Source organism: Allochromatium palmeri (genome assembly GCF_009720725.1).
GTDB lineage: Bacteria > Pseudomonadota > Gammaproteobacteria > Chromatiales > Chromatiaceae > Thermochromatium > Thermochromatium palmeri.
In genome coordinates, this window is sequence record NZ_WNKT01000013.1 from 49,081 (window position 1) to 64,652 (window position 15,572).

The 15,572-nt window shown below is 63.3% G+C and carries 12 protein-coding genes; all 12 read right to left on the reverse strand.

Annotated features, from left to right (window positions below; genetic code table 11):
- Positions 1-1,803, reverse strand: a complete 1,803-nt coding sequence (locus GJ668_RS08225) for an AIPR family protein (RefSeq protein WP_155449677.1) — start codon at positions 1,801-1,803, stop codon at positions 1-3.
- Positions 1,800-4,658, reverse strand: a complete 2,859-nt coding sequence (locus GJ668_RS08230; RefSeq protein WP_155449678.1) for an SNF2-related protein — start codon at positions 4,656-4,658, stop codon at positions 1,800-1,802. The genes GJ668_RS08225 and GJ668_RS08230 overlap by 4 nt, the downstream gene beginning before the upstream one ends.
- 287 nt (positions 4,659-4,945) lie before the next feature.
- The gene (locus tag GJ668_RS08235) at positions 4,946-6,412 is read right to left on the reverse strand and encodes a hypothetical protein (RefSeq protein WP_155449679.1); all 1,467 of its coding nucleotides are present in this window, start codon (positions 6,410-6,412) and stop codon (positions 4,946-4,948) included.
- Entirely contained in the window at positions 6,402-7,796 is a 1,395-nt protein-coding gene (locus tag GJ668_RS08240; RefSeq protein WP_186342975.1) for a KGGVGR-motif variant AAA ATPase, read from the reverse strand. The genes GJ668_RS08235 and GJ668_RS08240 overlap by 11 nt, the downstream gene beginning before the upstream one ends.
- A gap of 13 nt (positions 7,797-7,809) precedes the next feature.
- A complete protein-coding gene (locus GJ668_RS08245; protein WP_155449681.1) occupies positions 7,810-8,214 on the reverse strand; it encodes a hypothetical protein in 405 nt (134 codons plus the stop codon).
- A gap of 586 nt (positions 8,215-8,800) precedes the next feature.
- A complete protein-coding gene (locus tag GJ668_RS08250; RefSeq protein ID WP_155449682.1) occupies positions 8,801-9,145 on the reverse strand; it encodes a Na+/H+ antiporter subunit G in 345 nt (114 codons plus the stop codon).
- A 14-nt stretch (positions 9,146-9,159) separates the two neighbouring features.
- Positions 9,160-9,429: a K+/H+ antiporter subunit F gene (locus tag GJ668_RS08255; RefSeq protein ID WP_155449696.1), complete on the reverse strand. Its 270-nt coding sequence runs from the start codon at positions 9,427-9,429 to the stop codon at positions 9,160-9,162.
- Positions 9,429-9,938, reverse strand: coding sequence for a Na+/H+ antiporter subunit E (locus tag GJ668_RS08260; protein WP_155449683.1), 510 nt, complete (start codon positions 9,936-9,938; stop codon positions 9,429-9,431). The genes GJ668_RS08255 and GJ668_RS08260 overlap by 1 nt, the downstream gene beginning before the upstream one ends.
- A complete protein-coding gene (locus GJ668_RS08265; RefSeq protein WP_222930764.1) occupies positions 9,935-11,521 on the reverse strand; it encodes a monovalent cation/H+ antiporter subunit D in 1,587 nt (528 codons plus the stop codon). The genes GJ668_RS08260 and GJ668_RS08265 overlap by 4 nt, the downstream gene beginning before the upstream one ends.
- Positions 11,518-11,853 carry a Na+/H+ antiporter subunit C gene (locus GJ668_RS08270; RefSeq protein WP_155449684.1) on the reverse strand — a complete coding sequence of 112 codons (336 nt, stop codon included), beginning with the start codon at positions 11,851-11,853 and terminating at the stop codon, positions 11,518-11,520. Before GJ668_RS08270 ends, GJ668_RS08265 begins: the two co-directional genes overlap by 4 nt.
- Positions 11,853-14,747: a monovalent cation/H+ antiporter subunit A gene (locus GJ668_RS08275; protein ID WP_155449685.1), complete on the reverse strand. Its 2,895-nt coding sequence runs from the start codon at positions 14,745-14,747 to the stop codon at positions 11,853-11,855. Before GJ668_RS08275 ends, GJ668_RS08270 begins: the two co-directional genes overlap by 1 nt.
- Positions 14,748-14,851: 104 nt before the next feature.
- The gene (locus GJ668_RS08280; RefSeq protein ID WP_155449686.1) at positions 14,852-15,541 is read right to left on the reverse strand and encodes a DUF4396 domain-containing protein; all 690 of its coding nucleotides are present in this window, start codon (positions 15,539-15,541) and stop codon (positions 14,852-14,854) included.
- Between the last annotated feature and the right edge of the window lie 31 nt (positions 15,542-15,572).

Consider the following 15,572-nt stretch of genomic DNA (forward strand, 5'->3'; position numbering starts at 1 on the left):
TCATTCTTCGGTGCCTGGGATTTGATTTCCATTCTCGGTCACCGCGGGATTTTGCGTATTGGCTGCCCGCAGCACCTCGCCCCTGATGCGTCGGCAATCCTCGGAGTCACAAAATACCGACCGGAAATGGCGCGGGAAACTGTAGCCGCCCCCCTGCACAACCGAGATGTGTCCGAGCGTCCCGCAGGCACTCCAGACTTCTTCCGATACCGTGAGGGCAGCACCCGAAAAACTGGCGATCTCCTCGGCAGACAGCGAAGTGGCCTCTCCGGATTCCGGTTTCAAACGCAGGAAGATCAGATTCAGAATCAGCCAGCGTCCGTTCTCGAAGAATGCCTTGCGCGCTGGCTCCGCTCGGGCGAACTCGCGGAACTTGTCGAGTACGATCCGCTGGGCCTGCACGGCGCGCCAAAGACTCCTTGCTGAAAGCGAGGAGGCGAAGACCCGCGAATAACGACTGATCGTTTCACCTTCAGGGATCTCCGTGTCCCAAAGCGATTTTCGGTTGCTCAGAGTCCGAGCGACGAACTTCGGGGCGGTATTCCCCTGCATCAGACAGGCCGCCGCCGTGGTGGCTTCCAGAATGCTGAAATTGTAAGCATCTTGGGGGATGGCTTCATCGGAGATCTTGTAGTGGTAAGTGATACCGGATGGACTGAGCTGATTCGCGATCCGTTCCTGCTCCGGATCGAGGGCCACATAGTCGCGAGCGAGGATTTCGTTCTGGGTATTGGTGCTACGGGTGATCCTTTCGGCAAATTGCCGGTCATCCTCGCATCGCTCCATCGAGATGATGCGGATGAACGCAAAGCCCTCCGGTGCGGATCCAGGCGTGCAGGTCTTGGACAAGATCCCGAGGGTCTGGGCGCCATTGACGATGGAAAAGCCAAAGGCCCTGATGTTCTTCTGTTCCGCATTCGCACGATCCGTAGCCCTGACCTCAAGGCGCTCGCAGTAGGCCGTGAGGCCGTTGTTGAGATAGAGAAAGCTGCCGGGATCATCCCGAACCGTGCTTGCGATCTCCTCGTTGACTTCGGTGCTTCCTTTGTATCGGCGGATATTGGACGCGATGAGCCGATCGCCATGGGCGGCGCAAAGTTCGACCAGATCTGACAGAGGGATCAAACCGTAGACGATCTCGTGGGGATCCTTCAGCCATCCGGGCTTACGGATGCAGAGCGCGACTTCTTTTACTGCGCGGATATCGGCGGCCCCGATGATCCAATCGTGGACTGTCGTCAGGTTGAAGGCATCGAACCTGAAGTAGTCGTCGTCGGGTGAGTAGCGTGTCTTCAGCGTTTCGAACAAGCGCCTGCGATCATCGGAAACCAATCGGATGCCGGAGTAAACGAGCGCTGCACGCACGCTCAAAGTGCCGCCGCTCATCAGGTATTCGATGTGGGGTAGCTTTACGGACCACGCCGGATTGGCCCGGAGTTCCTCAAAGTCCCCGCGAAGCAAGGCGTCCAGGCCGGTCGAGAAGCGGGTGACTTCATGGAGCCCCGGCTCGCTCATTCCGTCGGTCAGGAATTTTGATTGAACACACCATAATGTGTTTGAATTAGCTGAGTGGTAGACCGCGTCGATACCGCCGTCGTTGCCACCATCGACCAGTGAGTCTGAGGCCTCCTGGAGCGAACAGCCGGCGACCTGGTGGATGGTGAAAGCGGCCAGAGCGCGGCTGCAGAAGTTCGTCTCCACATGATCCGGATCAGCGTGCGTAACCGGAGCGATCAACCCGTCGAAGTCCTGATGGAGCCGCGGCGGCAGATGCGTGATCTCAATGGGGCGGTCCGTGCTCATACCAGTCTCCAACGGATGGTAAAGAGATCTTCCTTAGAAGACTCGGATTTGAGTTTACCCTCGATCTTCTCGATGAGACGTTCGCGGTTGTTGTCGATCTCGTCCTGCGCGTCGAAGAGGTTGCGGCGGCGTTCCTTGCGATGGGATTCGAGAACCTTGATCTGCTTTTGACCGGCCAGCTTTTCCTCAAGGGTCAGCGCGGCGGAGGCGGCGCGGCGAGCCTCCTTGATCTGACGGTCGATGTCCTTGATCTCGCGTTCGAGGCCGACCTTCAGGTCGTCGGCCCAGTGGTCGAGTTTGGTGGCCTCGGCTTCGAAGAACTGGGCATTGCGCTCGGAGATGTCGCGGCCGATGCGGGCCTGCTCTCTGCGGGTGAGTTCGTCGAGGCTGTGTGGCGCAGGCTCGGAGAGGTCGCGCAAATGTTTGCCCGGTAGTGAGAGGAGGCGACGTGCGGTTTCTTCGTCGAGTGATTCTCCCGTGTCCGTTTGGACGGCGAGGATGAGGTAGTCCTCGCTCTGGCCAAGGGAATCGACGCTGTAGCGGGAGACATTGAGCCAGCCGGATTGACCGATATAGGGCTCAAGGATGGTGATCTTGCCCTCATGCGTCTCGTAGCTGAAGGCGATCTCCGCGGGGACGAGGGATCGCTCCTTGGCGGTGCGGATGACTGCTTCCGCCAAGGGGTGCCCGAGGCGGTATAGGTGGGCCTCGCCGGAGCGGCGGGGAAGCTCGTAGAGACCGGTTGGCGTCTTATGCGCGATCTCTGGGAAAGGCGCAGTGAGGAGGCGGAAGCAGCCCTCGCCTTGAAACTCGGCGTGACCGTTCAGTTCGTGCCGCGTGAGGCGCATGAGTTGCCGCTCGAACTGGCCGAGAACGGCCTTCGAGTCTTGGTCGCGGATCTTGAGCTTTTCGCGCACCTCGTCGTCGAAGTGTTCGAGGAGCTTCTTGCGCGTCGTGGTCATGGCTTCGTTGATCTCGAAGCTCAGTTCAAGCTGCAGGGCGTCGAACGCCTCTTTGATTTGCTCAGGCTGGCGGCACTGCCGGTAGATGGTGGCGATGCGTTTCTCGAAATCGACGCCGGAACCGATGGCACCAAGGACTTCGTCACTGGCGCCGAAGACGCCTTCGAACAGGTGAAATTTCTCGGCGAGGAGCGCGTAGACGCGCTGGTCGGCGGCGTTCTTCTTGTTGAGGAAGTTGACGACAACGACGTCGTGCTTCTGCCCGTAGCGGTGGCAGCGGCCGATGCGCTGTTCGACGCGCTGGGGGTTCCAGGGAAGGTCGTAATTGATAACGAGAGAGCAGAATTGGAGGTTGATGCCCTCGGCGCCAGCCTCGGTGGCGATCATGATGCGGCCTTCGTCGCGGAAGTAATCGACGAGGGCGGAACGCATGTCGGCGGTGCGCGAGCCTGTGACGCGGTCGCTGCCTTGGTGGCGGATTTTCCATGCCTCGTAGATCTCCTTCGAGCGCGGGTCGTTGTTGCCACCGTTGAAGAGGACGATGCCGTCGCTCCATTCGCTCTCGGCCAGAAGCCTCAGAAGGTAGTCCTGGGTGCGGCGGGATTCGGTAAAAATGATGGCCTTTTCGGCGGCCTGTAGCCCGGACACCTTCTCGAAAGCAATTTTGAGGGCGCGAAGCAGGGCATGGCCTTTGGCGTTTTTGGTGATGGAGGCAGCCAGTTCGGCGAAGGCTTCGAGCTCTGCGATTTCAGAGGCGAGGGCTTCGCGGCCGGCTTCGGAGAGTGGCTCCGTGGCTTCGTCTTCGGTCCATTCCTCGGCGGTTGCGTCGAGTGCTTCGTAGTCTTCGTCTAGTTCATCGACGAGGGAGAGACTTTCCTGTTCAGCCAGATCCTGTTTCAACCGGCGGGCCATGGTCTGTAAGGCGCCGGCGATGGCGAAGGTCGAGGAGGCGAGGAGCTTGCGCAGAACCAGGGTCATTAGAGTGCGCTGGGCCGGAGGCAGCGCGAAGAGGTTATCGCGTCCGAGGTAGTCGGAGACGAGCTGGTAGAGCTGATCCTCGCTTTGCTCCGGGGTGAACTCTTCGACCAGCGCGTGCCGTGCGGTGTAGGGCACATATTGGGTGACCTGGCGGCGTAGCGTGCGGTGACAGAGCGGCGCGAGCCGGGCCTTGAGCACGTCGAAGGTGCCGTCCTGGCTGAGATTGGCGAACTGCTGGCGGAAACTCTTGAGGTCGCCGAAGGCGTGATCGTCGATGAAGGAGACGAGACCGTAGAGCTCGAGTAGCGAGTTTTGCAGCGGTGTTGCGGTGAGGAGCACCTTGGGCCGTCCTTCGAGGGCGCTCTTCAGGGTGTTGGCGATGACGTTGCTGGGCTTATAGACGTTGCGCAGGCGATGGGCTTCGTCGATGACGACGAGATCCCAGGGTATCGCCACGACGTCCTCGGCCTTGTTCCGAGCGAAGTGATACGAGCAAATGACAAGACTTGGCTCGGCCGGTTGGAACGGATTGGTGCTGCCGGCTTTGACTGCCTGATTGTAGGAACGGGCTTCGAGAATCGTGGCAGGCAGGAAAAATTTTTCCGCAAGTTCCTGATGCCACTGCTTGCGAAGGTTCGACGGGGTAATGATCAAGATACGGCGCTTGCGCTCGGCCCAGCGTTGCGACAGGAGAATCCCCGCCTCGATGGTCTTTCCGAGACCGACTTCATCGGCGAGGAGCGCGCCGTTGGAAAAGGGCGATTTGAACGCGAACAGCGCGGCATCAACCTGATGGGGATTGAGGTCTACCCGTGCACCCGCCACAGCAGCGGCGAGCTTCCCGACACTGTTGGATGACCAGCGGCGGGTTAGCTCGTGGGCGAGGTATTTGGCTTGATGGTGGGTGAGTGGCATGTCTGCTCAGGTTCGCGCACGTGGCTATGCGGGGATCGAAATGGACCGTAAAGTCTCGGCGTCGCTGGCGTGGGTGTAGCAGCTGGGGGAGATACCGCACTCGTTCTTGGCAAACTCGGCGTGGTCGATGATGCGGCAGATCCAGCTGATCCGCGCTGGCGAGCACTTGGCAGATTTCATTCCATTGCTGCCCACTGCTCTCGCCCTCATCCTCAATTCGGACACGGACATGCTTGCCGCAAAACCATAACTTTTGATATTTAAACCGCGTTGACTCCGGCGCTTGCTTACAACGGCGCTACGCCGCCCTTCTTCAGCAAGCGTGCGGCGACGCGAAACAGGTCAGGCATATCGAGCCGATTGTCTCTGCGCCTGAACATGACGCCGATGCGCTCTAGCGCCGTAAAGAGTTCTGCCGCACCAGCGGCTTTGATGTCTGGAAAGGGCGGCATGTAGCCAGTCTCTTGTGCGTCCGTCTTGAGTGCTCTCACCGTTCCGGTTCGCTCCCAAACGCTGTAGACCTCCTGTTCCGGCTGCGGCAGCAGTAAACCGGCGAGGGGCGCCAACACACCCTTAATCCAGGGGAACTCTTGGTGCAATTGGTCGACGCGGGTCTTGGAAGCCGCCCGCAGACCATGGCGAATTCCCTCGGCGGTGATGGCCCGATCATCAGGGGGCGTACCCTGTGCGGCCGCAGCGGTCATCATGCGAAGGAAGCTTCGAGGGGTAACTTCCTGGTACGCATCGGCGAGGTGCGCAATCGGCCAACGGTATGTATTCCCTTTCTTATAGCCATAACTTCCCTTGCCCATGTATCGTCCGGCCAGCCGAGTCATGACCCGCTGTTGATCCGCCGGGTCTCGCGCCAAAGACCAGCGGCGCGTCAGGATGGTTTGCCTGTCGGCGCTTCGCAAACCCTCGCGACCGAGGGTCCGCTCGAACGCAGAGGCGGCTTCAGGGTCTGGCGCAAGCGCGATTCTTGCGAAGAACAAGCCATACAGATCCGTCGGCGACCATGTCAATCGGACCGCACCAGTGCGCATCTTTGGCAACTCGACAAAGCGTAGGGCATCATCGTCCAACTGATCGGGACGGATAAACAGCTTCGGCCGTAGCCTACGGTAGGCCCGCAAAGCCCAGACGACCTCAAGGAGCGCCTCGGTGAGGAGACGGCGACGAGCCCAGGTCCGGGCAACCGTATCCAAGGCGTCATAGAGAATAAGAAGGGTTGTGCCTTCATCACGCAGCCGTTGGTCGTGACGGTTCAGCAACGCTTCACGTTGCTCCCAATCCTGTGCCTGCGGGAAGAAGTCCTTTGGCTTTGCCAAGGATTCTCCAGCAGAGCGTTCAACGGCGCTGATCACGCTCGCCCACCAGAAGGCTTTCGCGTCTTCGATGCTTGCCTCGGCAGGCAAGGCAGCATCGATCTGCTCTGCGGAAATACCGTCAGGGCCTCCGATCCCTGTATAACCGAACTGAGCCGTGACCTTCTCTAAACCAAGTCTTGGATAGGCGCTGGCTGCGGCGGCGCGGGTCTCGTCGCGACCTAGCACACCCGCCCAAAAACTCTTTCCACTGCCACGAGCGCCAAGGACGATCGGCGTGTTCGGATCCAACGCCGCGGCATGAGCCTCGGGTGCGTAAATGTCATCGAGGCTCGCCACATGAACACCGACGGCGTCGTTGGAAAGATCGCCGGGGATCTGTGCGATGGCGGCACGAATGTGGCGATAGTCCTCACTCTCAGACCGCATCGGGGGACTCCGTATCATGTGCCGCGCTTGGGACCGTATCCGCCGACAGACTCGCCTGGATCAGTTCCAGCAAAGATCCAAATGTCGCGCTGTAAATCTTTTCCGAAAGGAGATCTCGCCGCGTGAACGGGTCGAATCCCCGGTAATTCTGGTCGTCAAGTACCTGTACCGCTGCCACTAGCCCCTTGTCCTGGTCGGCAAATACTTGCTCGTCTGAGATCGCATCGTCCCAGGGCACATCGCCGAAAGGCTCTGCCGGAAGTGGGTCCGATGATGCAGCGACCCCACGTGGAGTCAATCCAACCTCCGTGGCAATATCGCGGCAGCGGTCCATAAAAGCTTCCCGGCGTTCGCTTTCCAACGGTGCTTTGCCTTGAACGATCGTCAGACGCCACAGCCATTCAGGTGACGGACCATCCACATTTACGAAGCACGCCAGGTGAGCGAACAACGCCTTGAATCCCTGGAGCGTCTGCGGCTCATCCAGCCCAAAAAGCAACACCTCCGCACCGAGTCCCAGGAACGAGGCTGCCGTGGACTCATGCAGACCGGCGCGAGCGTCGACTAAGATGGCGTCGTACTTGGTCGGGTCAGAGAACCGCTGGATCAGATCCACCACCTGTCCTCGGAACGACATGACTTGGCCGTCTGGACCGACATCCTCTGCATAGGCGCGTGCAATCTTCGCCAGCACATCCGATGGATGAGCCAGAGCACGTCGGCCGAGTGCGGGCATCACGTCCAATCGACCATGTCCACCCGCTAACGCAGAGGGAGCAATCAAATCGTTCAAAAATGAGTGATCCAGACCAGAAAGGCCGTTTTCAACGAGCGCATCAAGGGTGCCGAATTCGGGGAGCGCTCGATCGTCCAATAGCATCGGGCCGAGTCCCGGAGCTTCCAGGTCCAAATCGATGACCAGGACGCGGCGCCCTCTGTAGGCAAGGTCTGCCGCCGCCACGGCGAGAGCCGTCGAGCGTCCGACACCGCCCTTGATGCTGGCGAAGACGAACCTCGGCGGCGGCGGTGATGGCTCAGCGGGCGCAAGCAGCCAGTCGGCGCCGACCAATCGGCGATCTAGCAAGCGGATTCGATACCCGTTGGCATCGACGATCACACTGCTGGGATCGTCGAGCACGCGCCTTGCGCCAATGTCGTCGCATCCGGCTAGAACACGATCGTCTCGGGCGTAGGCGCCGAGTTGCAGCCGCAGGGAATCCGACACGCGCTCGACGACCTCCAGTTCAAGCGGTTTGGCGGCGAAGAAGGCTAGGCGACCGGCGGTATCCCGAAGCGCAACCCCAGAATGCAGCACATCATCACCCAACTCGGCCGCGACCACCCGCGCCAGAGCAACGAGGCTATCGTCGAAGCGAACTATCATGACAGCATCCTCTTCAGGTTCCGATCGCCCCAACGGCATCCTTGGCTTGCTCTCGCCATCGCTCCACCCAGTTCCGGTCGATATCATCGCCTTTGCAGTAACGCATATCAGTATCCCATTGGCCCATGAAGTTGGAGCTGTCGATGAACTTCCGCAGCGGCATCGCGGTGCGGCCCAGTTGAGAGTCCCGCAGTAAGGTCTTCAGCTCAGGAAAATGGGCGTAAAACGGGTCTTCCCTGCGCTTGTCCTTCGCGAGTGGCCGCAAGCCCGCTTCCGCCATCATTGCCTTCACCGCACATTCGGCGGCAATGCCGTAGAGGTAGCCGGCCACGTCCCGGCGCTTGCCCGTGTCATACAGTACATGCGCAGCTTCGAGGTGGCGGCGAGCGGATGCAGGAAGGTCAGTACCGTAGGCCATCTATGGGATGTACCCTCAAGTGGGGAACGATTAGCAAACGATGTTCGAGGCGCTTGCCCAACCCCAACCTCATGCGCAAGCAGGTCTTTGCCCACAGCAAAGAAGCGGCTGGGGGATATTACCCCGCAGTCGGTCCTAGCCGCTGCGGCCCCCCCGACTTGGGCAGCTTGCAGGATAAACCGGGCGCTGATTCCAGCAAAGTCATTGACCATGCATGCGGTCGAGCTGCCCGGCCCGAGCCTCCAACTCGGCGCGCGGTGGATCGTCGCCATCGACCCGATAAGCCATCAGCAACCACAGACATTCTAGCGCCCATCGTCAGACGCAGGTTTCGCCATCCCCTCCCCGCGCAGCAGGATGATCTCCTGCGTCGGATAGGCGAACTCCACGCCGACTTCACGGAAGGCTCGGTAGATGGCCAGATTGATCGCCTGCTGGATATCTGTTGCGTCCCCTAGTACTGCGCACCGAATATGATCAGGATAACCAAAGCCAGCGAACTGTCTGAATTCCTGGCCTTGGATCGATCAGATTATCCAGGATATTATCGGCGCATGGTACTAGAGCTTGCGCCAGCTCAAGGGTTCTATTGCGAGCGATCGGACGCGCTGGCGCGAAACGCCCGAGGGATCGCCGCGATCGAGCGAACCCGTAGATGCAGTGCCGCTTTGGCGAGCAGGTTGGCGCTGACCGGGGCGGTCATGAAGAGAAAGACAATGACCAACAGCTCATGCAGCGCTAGCCCCTCGCCCTGGACGCTGAAGTGTAGGCTCGAGGCGGCGAGCATGGCGCCGATGCCCAGGGTGGTCGCCTTGGTCGGCCCGTGCAGCCGGGTGAAGAAGTCCGGTAGCCGGGCGATCCCGATGGAGCCGATGAGCGCGAAGGCTGCGCCGAGCAGCACCAGTGCCGAGACCAGAAGATCGATGAGCATGTCTGTCCCCTCCCCTATTCGATCACGCGGCCTCGCACCAGATAGCGACAAAACGCGGCGGTGGCGAGGAACCCCAGCAGCGCCAGCACCAGGGCCGATTCGAAATAGAGCTGGCTGTCGAAGTGGATACCAAGCAGCACCAGGAGCGCGATGCTGTCGATATAGAGGGTATCGAGCGCCAGCGCCCGGTCGGCCATGTCCGGCCCCCGCAGCAGCCCCCAGAGATTCAGCAAGAGGGCCAGACTGATCATGGCCAGAGCGACTGGCATCACGATTGCGAGCATCATGGGAAGATCTCCATCAGCGGCTGTTCATAACGTTGCTTCAGATCCCGGCACAGCCGCTCCGCGGCCCCCGTCGCATCGCCGCCGTCCAGTGCATGGACCAGCAGGAGGGTGCGTCCGTCATCCGCCGGGCGGCGCAGATCCGCCGAGACGGTGCCCGGTGTCAGCGAGACAGTGCTCGCGAACAGATAGATCGCGAAGGGATCCTCGAGCGCGAGCGGCAGTTCGACGAAGAAGGGCCGCGGGCGACGTCGCGGATCAAGCACCAGCGCGGCGACGCGAACGTTCGCCGTCAGGATGTCCAGGCCGAGCCGCCACAGATAGCGCAGGATCAGCCATGGTCGGCCGGGTCGTCGGCGTCTTGGCCAGAACCCCGCTGTGGCCCCGGTGATGAGCGCCGCCAGCAGGGCGCCGAGCAGCACCTGCCCCGGCCCGACGCTGCCGACCAGCAGCAGCCAGAGCGCAAGCAGCGCGAGCGTGGTCAGTGGAAACCGCAGCCAGGTCATCATGGGTCGGTGCCCTCCTCGCTCACGGCGGATGCGCGGGGTACGAACCCCGCGACGGCCGCGACATAGTCGCCGTTGTCCAGGGTCTGGCGCGCGGTCGCCAGCGTGAAGCCGGTCAGGGGTCCGGCTAACAGCATCAGGAGCGGGCTGGCCGCGAGCAGTGCCGACGTGCCGACGAGCGCGGGGCGCGCCAATCCGGGTCGGCATTCCACCGCGTTCGCCACGGAGTCCTGCCGCGAGGCTGCCCCCCGGCGGCGCCAGAGCAAGAGCACGCCGGCGCGGGAGAGTCCCAGCAGCACCACGAAGCTGGAGCCGAGCACCGCCGCCCAAATCCAGGGCCAGACCGCTGGAGCGATCGCGGCCGGGTTCTGGACCGCGATCAGGATCAACGTCTTGCCGAGGAAACCGCTCAGCGGCGGTAGCCCGGCGATGGCGGTCGCCCCGAGCAGAAAGAGCGGCGCCAGGATTCGCACGTCGCGCGGCGGGTTGCCGATGACCAACCGATCGCCTTGAGCGCGTCCACTGGCGATCAGATCCGCGAGCAAGAAGAGCCCGGCGGTGATGAGCGTGGTGTGGACGAGGTAATAGAGGGCCGCCGCCAACCCCTCGGCCGTGCCCGGCGCGATCCCGGCCAACAGGGTGCCCATCGAGAGCATCACCAGATAGCCGATCATGGTCCCGAGCCGCGTGCTGGCCAGGGCGCCCAGACTACCGGCGGTGATGGTCAGGACCGCGGCCCCCGTCAGCAGCCAGGTCACGGACCCCGCGAACGCCGGCCCCGAGCCGGTGTCCGGCAACAGACTGAGCAGTCGCAGCATGGCATAGAGCCCCACCTTGGTCAGGATGGCGAACAGCGCCGCCACCGGCGCCGACGCGGCCGCATAGGCGGGTACCATCCAGGCATGCAGCGGCGGCAACGCGGCCTTGAGCGCGAAGACGGTGAACAGCAATAGCCCCCCGGCCCCGGCGAGCCTCGCCTCGGTCGGCTCCAGGTGCCCCAGGCGACCCGCCAGATCGGCCAGGTTCAGGGTGCCCGTCGCCGCATAGATCAGGGCCGCGCCGAGCAGGAACAGGGATGACCCGACCAGATTCAGCACCACATAGTGCAGCGCCGCGCGGGTGCGTGCCGGACCGCCGCCCTGCGTCAGCAGGCCATAGGAGGCGATCAACAGCACCTCGAAGAAGACGAACAGATTGAAAAGGTCGCCAGTGAGGAAGGCGCCGGCCAGTCCGAACAACTGAAACTGGAAGAGCGCGTGGAAGTGACGTCCGGCGGCATCGCCACCGCCGGTCGCGTGGAGCAGCGCGGCGGTCCCGAGCAGGCCCGTCAGGGTCAGCATCAGGGCGGAGAGCCGGTCGCAGACCAGCACGATGCCAAAGGGCGGCGGCCAGCCGCCGATGGCAGTCGTGAGGATGTCGCCCTGGGCGGTCCGCGCCAACACGCCGAGCGCCGCCGCAAGCACGCAGAGCACACCCACCAGACCAATGGCCCGTTGCACCGAAAGCGGCAGGCGCGCGCCGACCAGCAGTAGCGCGCCGAATGCCAGTGGCAAGAGCAGCGAAAGCAGCATCGAGGGCGTACTCATGACTCTTCATCCCCTTGGCGCTCGTCGACCCGATCCGAGCCCAATTCGCTCAAGGCGCGGAGTGCGAGCATGAGAACGAAGGCGGTCATGGCGAAGCCGATCACGATCGCCGTCAGCACCAGGGCCTGGGGCAGCGGGTCGGCATAGGGCGAGCCGGAGGCGATCAAGGGTGGCTGATCGACGCGCAGCCCCCCGGCAGCGAAGACGAACAGATTGACGCCGTAGGACAGCAGCAGCAGACCCAGCACGACCGGAAAGCTGCGTGAGCGCAGCAACAGATAGATGCCGCAGCCGATCAGCAGACCGATCATAGTGGCGATCAGCCATTCCATCAGCCGACCTCCCGCGAGGTGCCGATCGTCAGGGTATCGCGCCCGCTGTTCCCCAGTCGCCCGAGCGACTCCAGGATCAGCAGCAGCGTCCCGGTCACGACCAGCAGCACGCCGACATCGAAGATCAGGGTGCTGGTCAAACTGAGCTCGCCGAGCAGCGGCAGGGTCCAGTGCAGCATCGCACTGGTCAACAAGGGTCGATCGAACAGCAGCGCGCCGAGCCCGGTCAGGAGCGCAAGCAAGAGGCCGACGCCGATCAGGCGCAGGTAGTCGGGGTGAAAGCGCGCGGCGGTCCAGCCGAAACCGTTCGCGACCTGCAGCAGGATCAGGGCCGCTCCGACCACCAGTCCGGCGACGAATCCGCCGCCGGGGGCCTCGTGACCGCGCAGCAGCAGGAAGGCCGCGAGCATGAGCGCCGCCGGGAGCACCGGCCGCGCGACGGCGCTCAGCATCAAGGGATGGCGCGCGTCGCGATCGGGCTCGCCGCTGTCCTCGGGACGCGCCCTGGAGCCGGCCGTGTCCCCCCGCGTGGGCAGGCGCAACGTCAACCCCCGTGTCATGGCGGCAATGCCCACGGCGGCGATGGCCAGCACGCTGATTTCGCCGAGCGTATCCAAGGCGCGGAAATCCACCAGAATGGCGTTGACGACGTTACCGGCGCCCGCCAGGGGCTCGGCGGCCTGCAGGTAACCCTCCGAGATCGGCTTGGCCGGGCGCAGCATCATGAGGGCCGCGAGTACCGCGCTACCGATGCCGCCGGTGACGGCCAGCAGAAGGTCGCGACGCTGTCGCCAGCCCGGGGGCCTGAGGTCGAGACTGCTGGGCAGCAAGGTCAGGACCAACAGCAGCAGCAAGGTCGTCACGATCTCCACCGACACTTGGGTCAGAGCCAGATCCGGCGCCGAGAAATGCACGAAGGCCAGGCTAACCACCAGGCCGACCGCGCCCGTCAGCAAGAGTGCCCACAGCCGATCGCCGCGCCGCAACACGACGCCCAGTGTGGACAGGGCCAGGATCGCGGCGGCGGCAAGGCTCGGGCCGTCGAGCGGCATCGGCGTCACCGCAATCCAGCGGATCGGCACCCCATCCGACGGCCGCGCCATGAGCCATCCCAGGGTCGCCAGCAGGATCGCCGTCGCCACCAACCACCTCAGGTTCGTGGGCAGCGACAGGGATTCGATCCGCTGACGGGCACGATAGGCCAGGCCAAGTAGACGAGCGCTCAGTCGCTGAAAACTCCGTGCACCACGCGCCGGTGGAAACCAGCGCGCATGCGCGGCGAACAGGGGGCGCCGGAGGAGATGGAGCAGCAGCGCGCCACCGAGCGCTGCCAGACTCATCTGGAAGGCGGGCGACCATCCCTGCCAGAGCGATAGGTGATAGTCGGGAACGAAGCCGAGCACCCCGCGAGCGCCGAGACTGAGCACGGGCCGCACGACCTGCTCCGGAAAGATTCCGACCAGGAGACAGACCGCGACCAAGACCTCGATCGGTAGGCGCATCAGACGCCTCGGCTCCCCTGGCGGCTTGGACAGACCCAGGCTCTGGCCATCGAAGCGGCCATTGAAAAAGACATCGCGGATCAGACGCAGCGAATAGGCCGCCGAAAAGGCCCCGCCCAGGATCGCCGCCGCCGGCATCAACCATTGCAGCACCGGCCAACCTGCGATGCGCGGGGAATCCAGGGTCTCGACGAAGAACATCTCCTTGCTGAGAAAGCCGTTGAGCAGCGGTACGCCGGCCATCGACGCCGCCGCGACCATGGCGAGCGTGCCCGTGATCGGCAGGAAGACGAACAGCCCGCTCAGACGTCGCATGTCGCGGGTACCCGTCTCGTGGCCGATGATACCGACCGCCATGAAGAGCGACGCCTTGAATACCGCATGGTTGATGGCGTGAAACAGCCCGGCGACCACACCCAGGGGTGTCCCGAGACCGATCAGGAACACCATCAGCCCGAGATGACTGATGGTCGAATAGGCCAGCAGCCCCTTCATGTCGTGCTTGAAGAGGGCGACATAGGCGCCGAACAGAAAGGTTGCGAGCCCGACGCCGCCGACCAACGCGAACCAAAGCCCGCCGTCTGCCAGGACCGGAAACAACCGCGCGAGTAGAAAGACACCGGCCTTGACCATGGTGGCCGAGTGCAGATAGGCCGACACCGGGGTCGGCGCGGACATCGCCCCCAGCAGCCAGAAATGGAAGGGTATCTGAGCGGACTTGGTGAAGGCGCCGAGCAGGATGAGCAGCAGGATCGGCAGGTGCAGCGGATGGTTGCGGACCTGATCGCCGGCGGCCAGCACCTCGGTCAGCGACAGACTACCGACGACGCTGCCAAGCAGGAGCACCCCGGCCAGGAGCGCCAGCCCCCCTGCCCCGGTCACCAGCAAGGCCATGCGCGCGCCGCGCCGGGCGCCGGCGGTGGAGGGATCGAACCCGATCAGCAAAAAGGAGACGAGGCTGGTCAGCTCCCAGAACAGCACCAGCAACAGCAGGTTGTCCGAGAGCACGAGGCCGAGCATCGCGGCCTGAAAGGTCAGCAGCAACGCATAGAACCGCCCGCGCGGGGCCTCGGTCGGCAGGTAGTAGCGGGCGTAGAGGTCGACCAGCAGCCCCATGCCGAGGATCAGCAGCGCGAACAGCAGGCTCAGCCCATCGCAACGCAGCGCCAGATCGAGCCCCATCGCGGGCAGCCACGACCACTGCTGCAACGGGGTCACGCCCTCGAGGATCGCCGGCACCTGCAGCAAGAGGACGCCCAGCGCCAGGGTGCTGGCAACGGCGGCGACGACCGATGGGGCACGGTTCCAGCGACGTTCCGCCAGCGGCGCCAGGAGAGCACCGAGCAGCGGAGACAGCAGGATCGCGACGAGCGGAGGGGCGATTGCGATCATGGCCTCGAAGTGGTCTCGGCGCGCATGACCGGGCCGGATCCGAGGCCGGCTCGGTCGCTCCTACCCGCATTCAATCGGTCTTTCATGCTCATATGCGCTCTCAATCAGGCGCTCGCCGAGGCCTGCCCGTGCATGTGCGCGGCCATTTCACGGGGATCGTGCATGCCGGATTTCACGCCCAAGCGAATCAGCAGCACATTGACCGGCCAGGCCGCGATCAAACCGCAAGCGAGCGATAAGACCAGCGAGCCCCAAAAAAGCGGCTGCCCGAGCGTGGCGTTCGGCGCAAGCCACAGATCGACGCTGATCGCAACGACCTCCATCACGAAGATCGACGCCGTCTCGGAGGTGAAGGCATCCCAGAGCGCCCGACCGACCGGCAGGCCCTCTTGGATCAGCGGTCCCGCCGTCAAGGCGTAGCCAAAGAGGTAGGCCAGCGCGAAGGTAGTGATGGCGACGATCCAGGGCGCGAGTGCCAGCAGACCCACGGTAATCAACACACCGACGATCTCGCCGGCACCGCAGCCCGAGTAGCAGTGGCTGACGGAGCGCCAGCCACGGCGCCAGATGGAATCGAACGGGATCTGCTTGCGCCCAGAGAGCCAATAGACCGCGAGTCCGAGGGGGCCAGAGTAGAGCACCGTCAGCATCCAAACCGCGCGCATCAGCCCCATGATCTCGGGGTTGCGCTGGCGTAGGTCGGCGATCAACACCGCCAGCGCTACCGCGACGATGACCGCCCAGGCGCTGATCACCAGCCAGGAATCGAGAAACGCACGAACGGCTTCAGCCATGGGTATGCCTCCTCCATCGGTGTCTGGTCCG

What these genes read in the sequence shown, in the direction of transcription:
- GJ668_RS08225 (WP_155449677.1), bottom strand. Translation starts at nt 1,803, where the DNA reads ATGAGCACGGACCGCCCCATTGAGATCACGCATCTGCCGCCGCGGCTC.
- GJ668_RS08230 (WP_155449678.1), bottom strand. Translation starts at nt 4,658, where the DNA reads ATGCCACTCACCCACCATCAAGCCAAATACCTCGCCCACGAGCTAACC.
- GJ668_RS08235 (WP_155449679.1), bottom strand. Translation starts at nt 6,412, where the DNA reads ATGCGGTCTGAGAGTGAGGACTATCGCCACATTCGTGCCGCCATCGCA.
- GJ668_RS08240 (WP_186342975.1), bottom strand. Translation starts at nt 7,796, where the DNA reads ATGATAGTTCGCTTCGACGATAGCCTCGTTGCTCTGGCGCGGGTGGTC.
- GJ668_RS08245 (WP_155449681.1), bottom strand. Translation starts at nt 8,214, where the DNA reads ATGGCCTACGGTACTGACCTTCCTGCATCCGCTCGCCGCCACCTCGAA.
- GJ668_RS08250 (WP_155449682.1), bottom strand. Translation starts at nt 9,145, where the DNA reads ATGCTCATCGATCTTCTGGTCTCGGCACTGGTGCTGCTCGGCGCAGCC.
- GJ668_RS08255 (WP_155449696.1), bottom strand. Translation starts at nt 9,429, where the DNA reads ATGCTCGCAATCGTGATGCCAGTCGCTCTGGCCATGATCAGTCTGGCC.
- GJ668_RS08260 (WP_155449683.1), bottom strand. Translation starts at nt 9,938, where the DNA reads ATGATGACCTGGCTGCGGTTTCCACTGACCACGCTCGCGCTGCTTGCG.
- GJ668_RS08265 (WP_222930764.1), bottom strand. Translation starts at nt 11,521, where the DNA reads ATGAGTACGCCCTCGATGCTGCTTTCGCTGCTCTTGCCACTGGCATTC.
- GJ668_RS08270 (WP_155449684.1), bottom strand. Translation starts at nt 11,853, where the DNA reads ATGGAATGGCTGATCGCCACTATGATCGGTCTGCTGATCGGCTGCGGC.
- GJ668_RS08275 (WP_155449685.1), bottom strand. Translation starts at nt 14,747, where the DNA reads ATGATCGCAATCGCCCCTCCGCTCGTCGCGATCCTGCTGTCTCCGCTG.
- GJ668_RS08280 (WP_155449686.1), bottom strand. Translation starts at nt 15,541, where the DNA reads ATGGCTGAAGCCGTTCGTGCGTTTCTCGATTCCTGGCTGGTGATCAGC.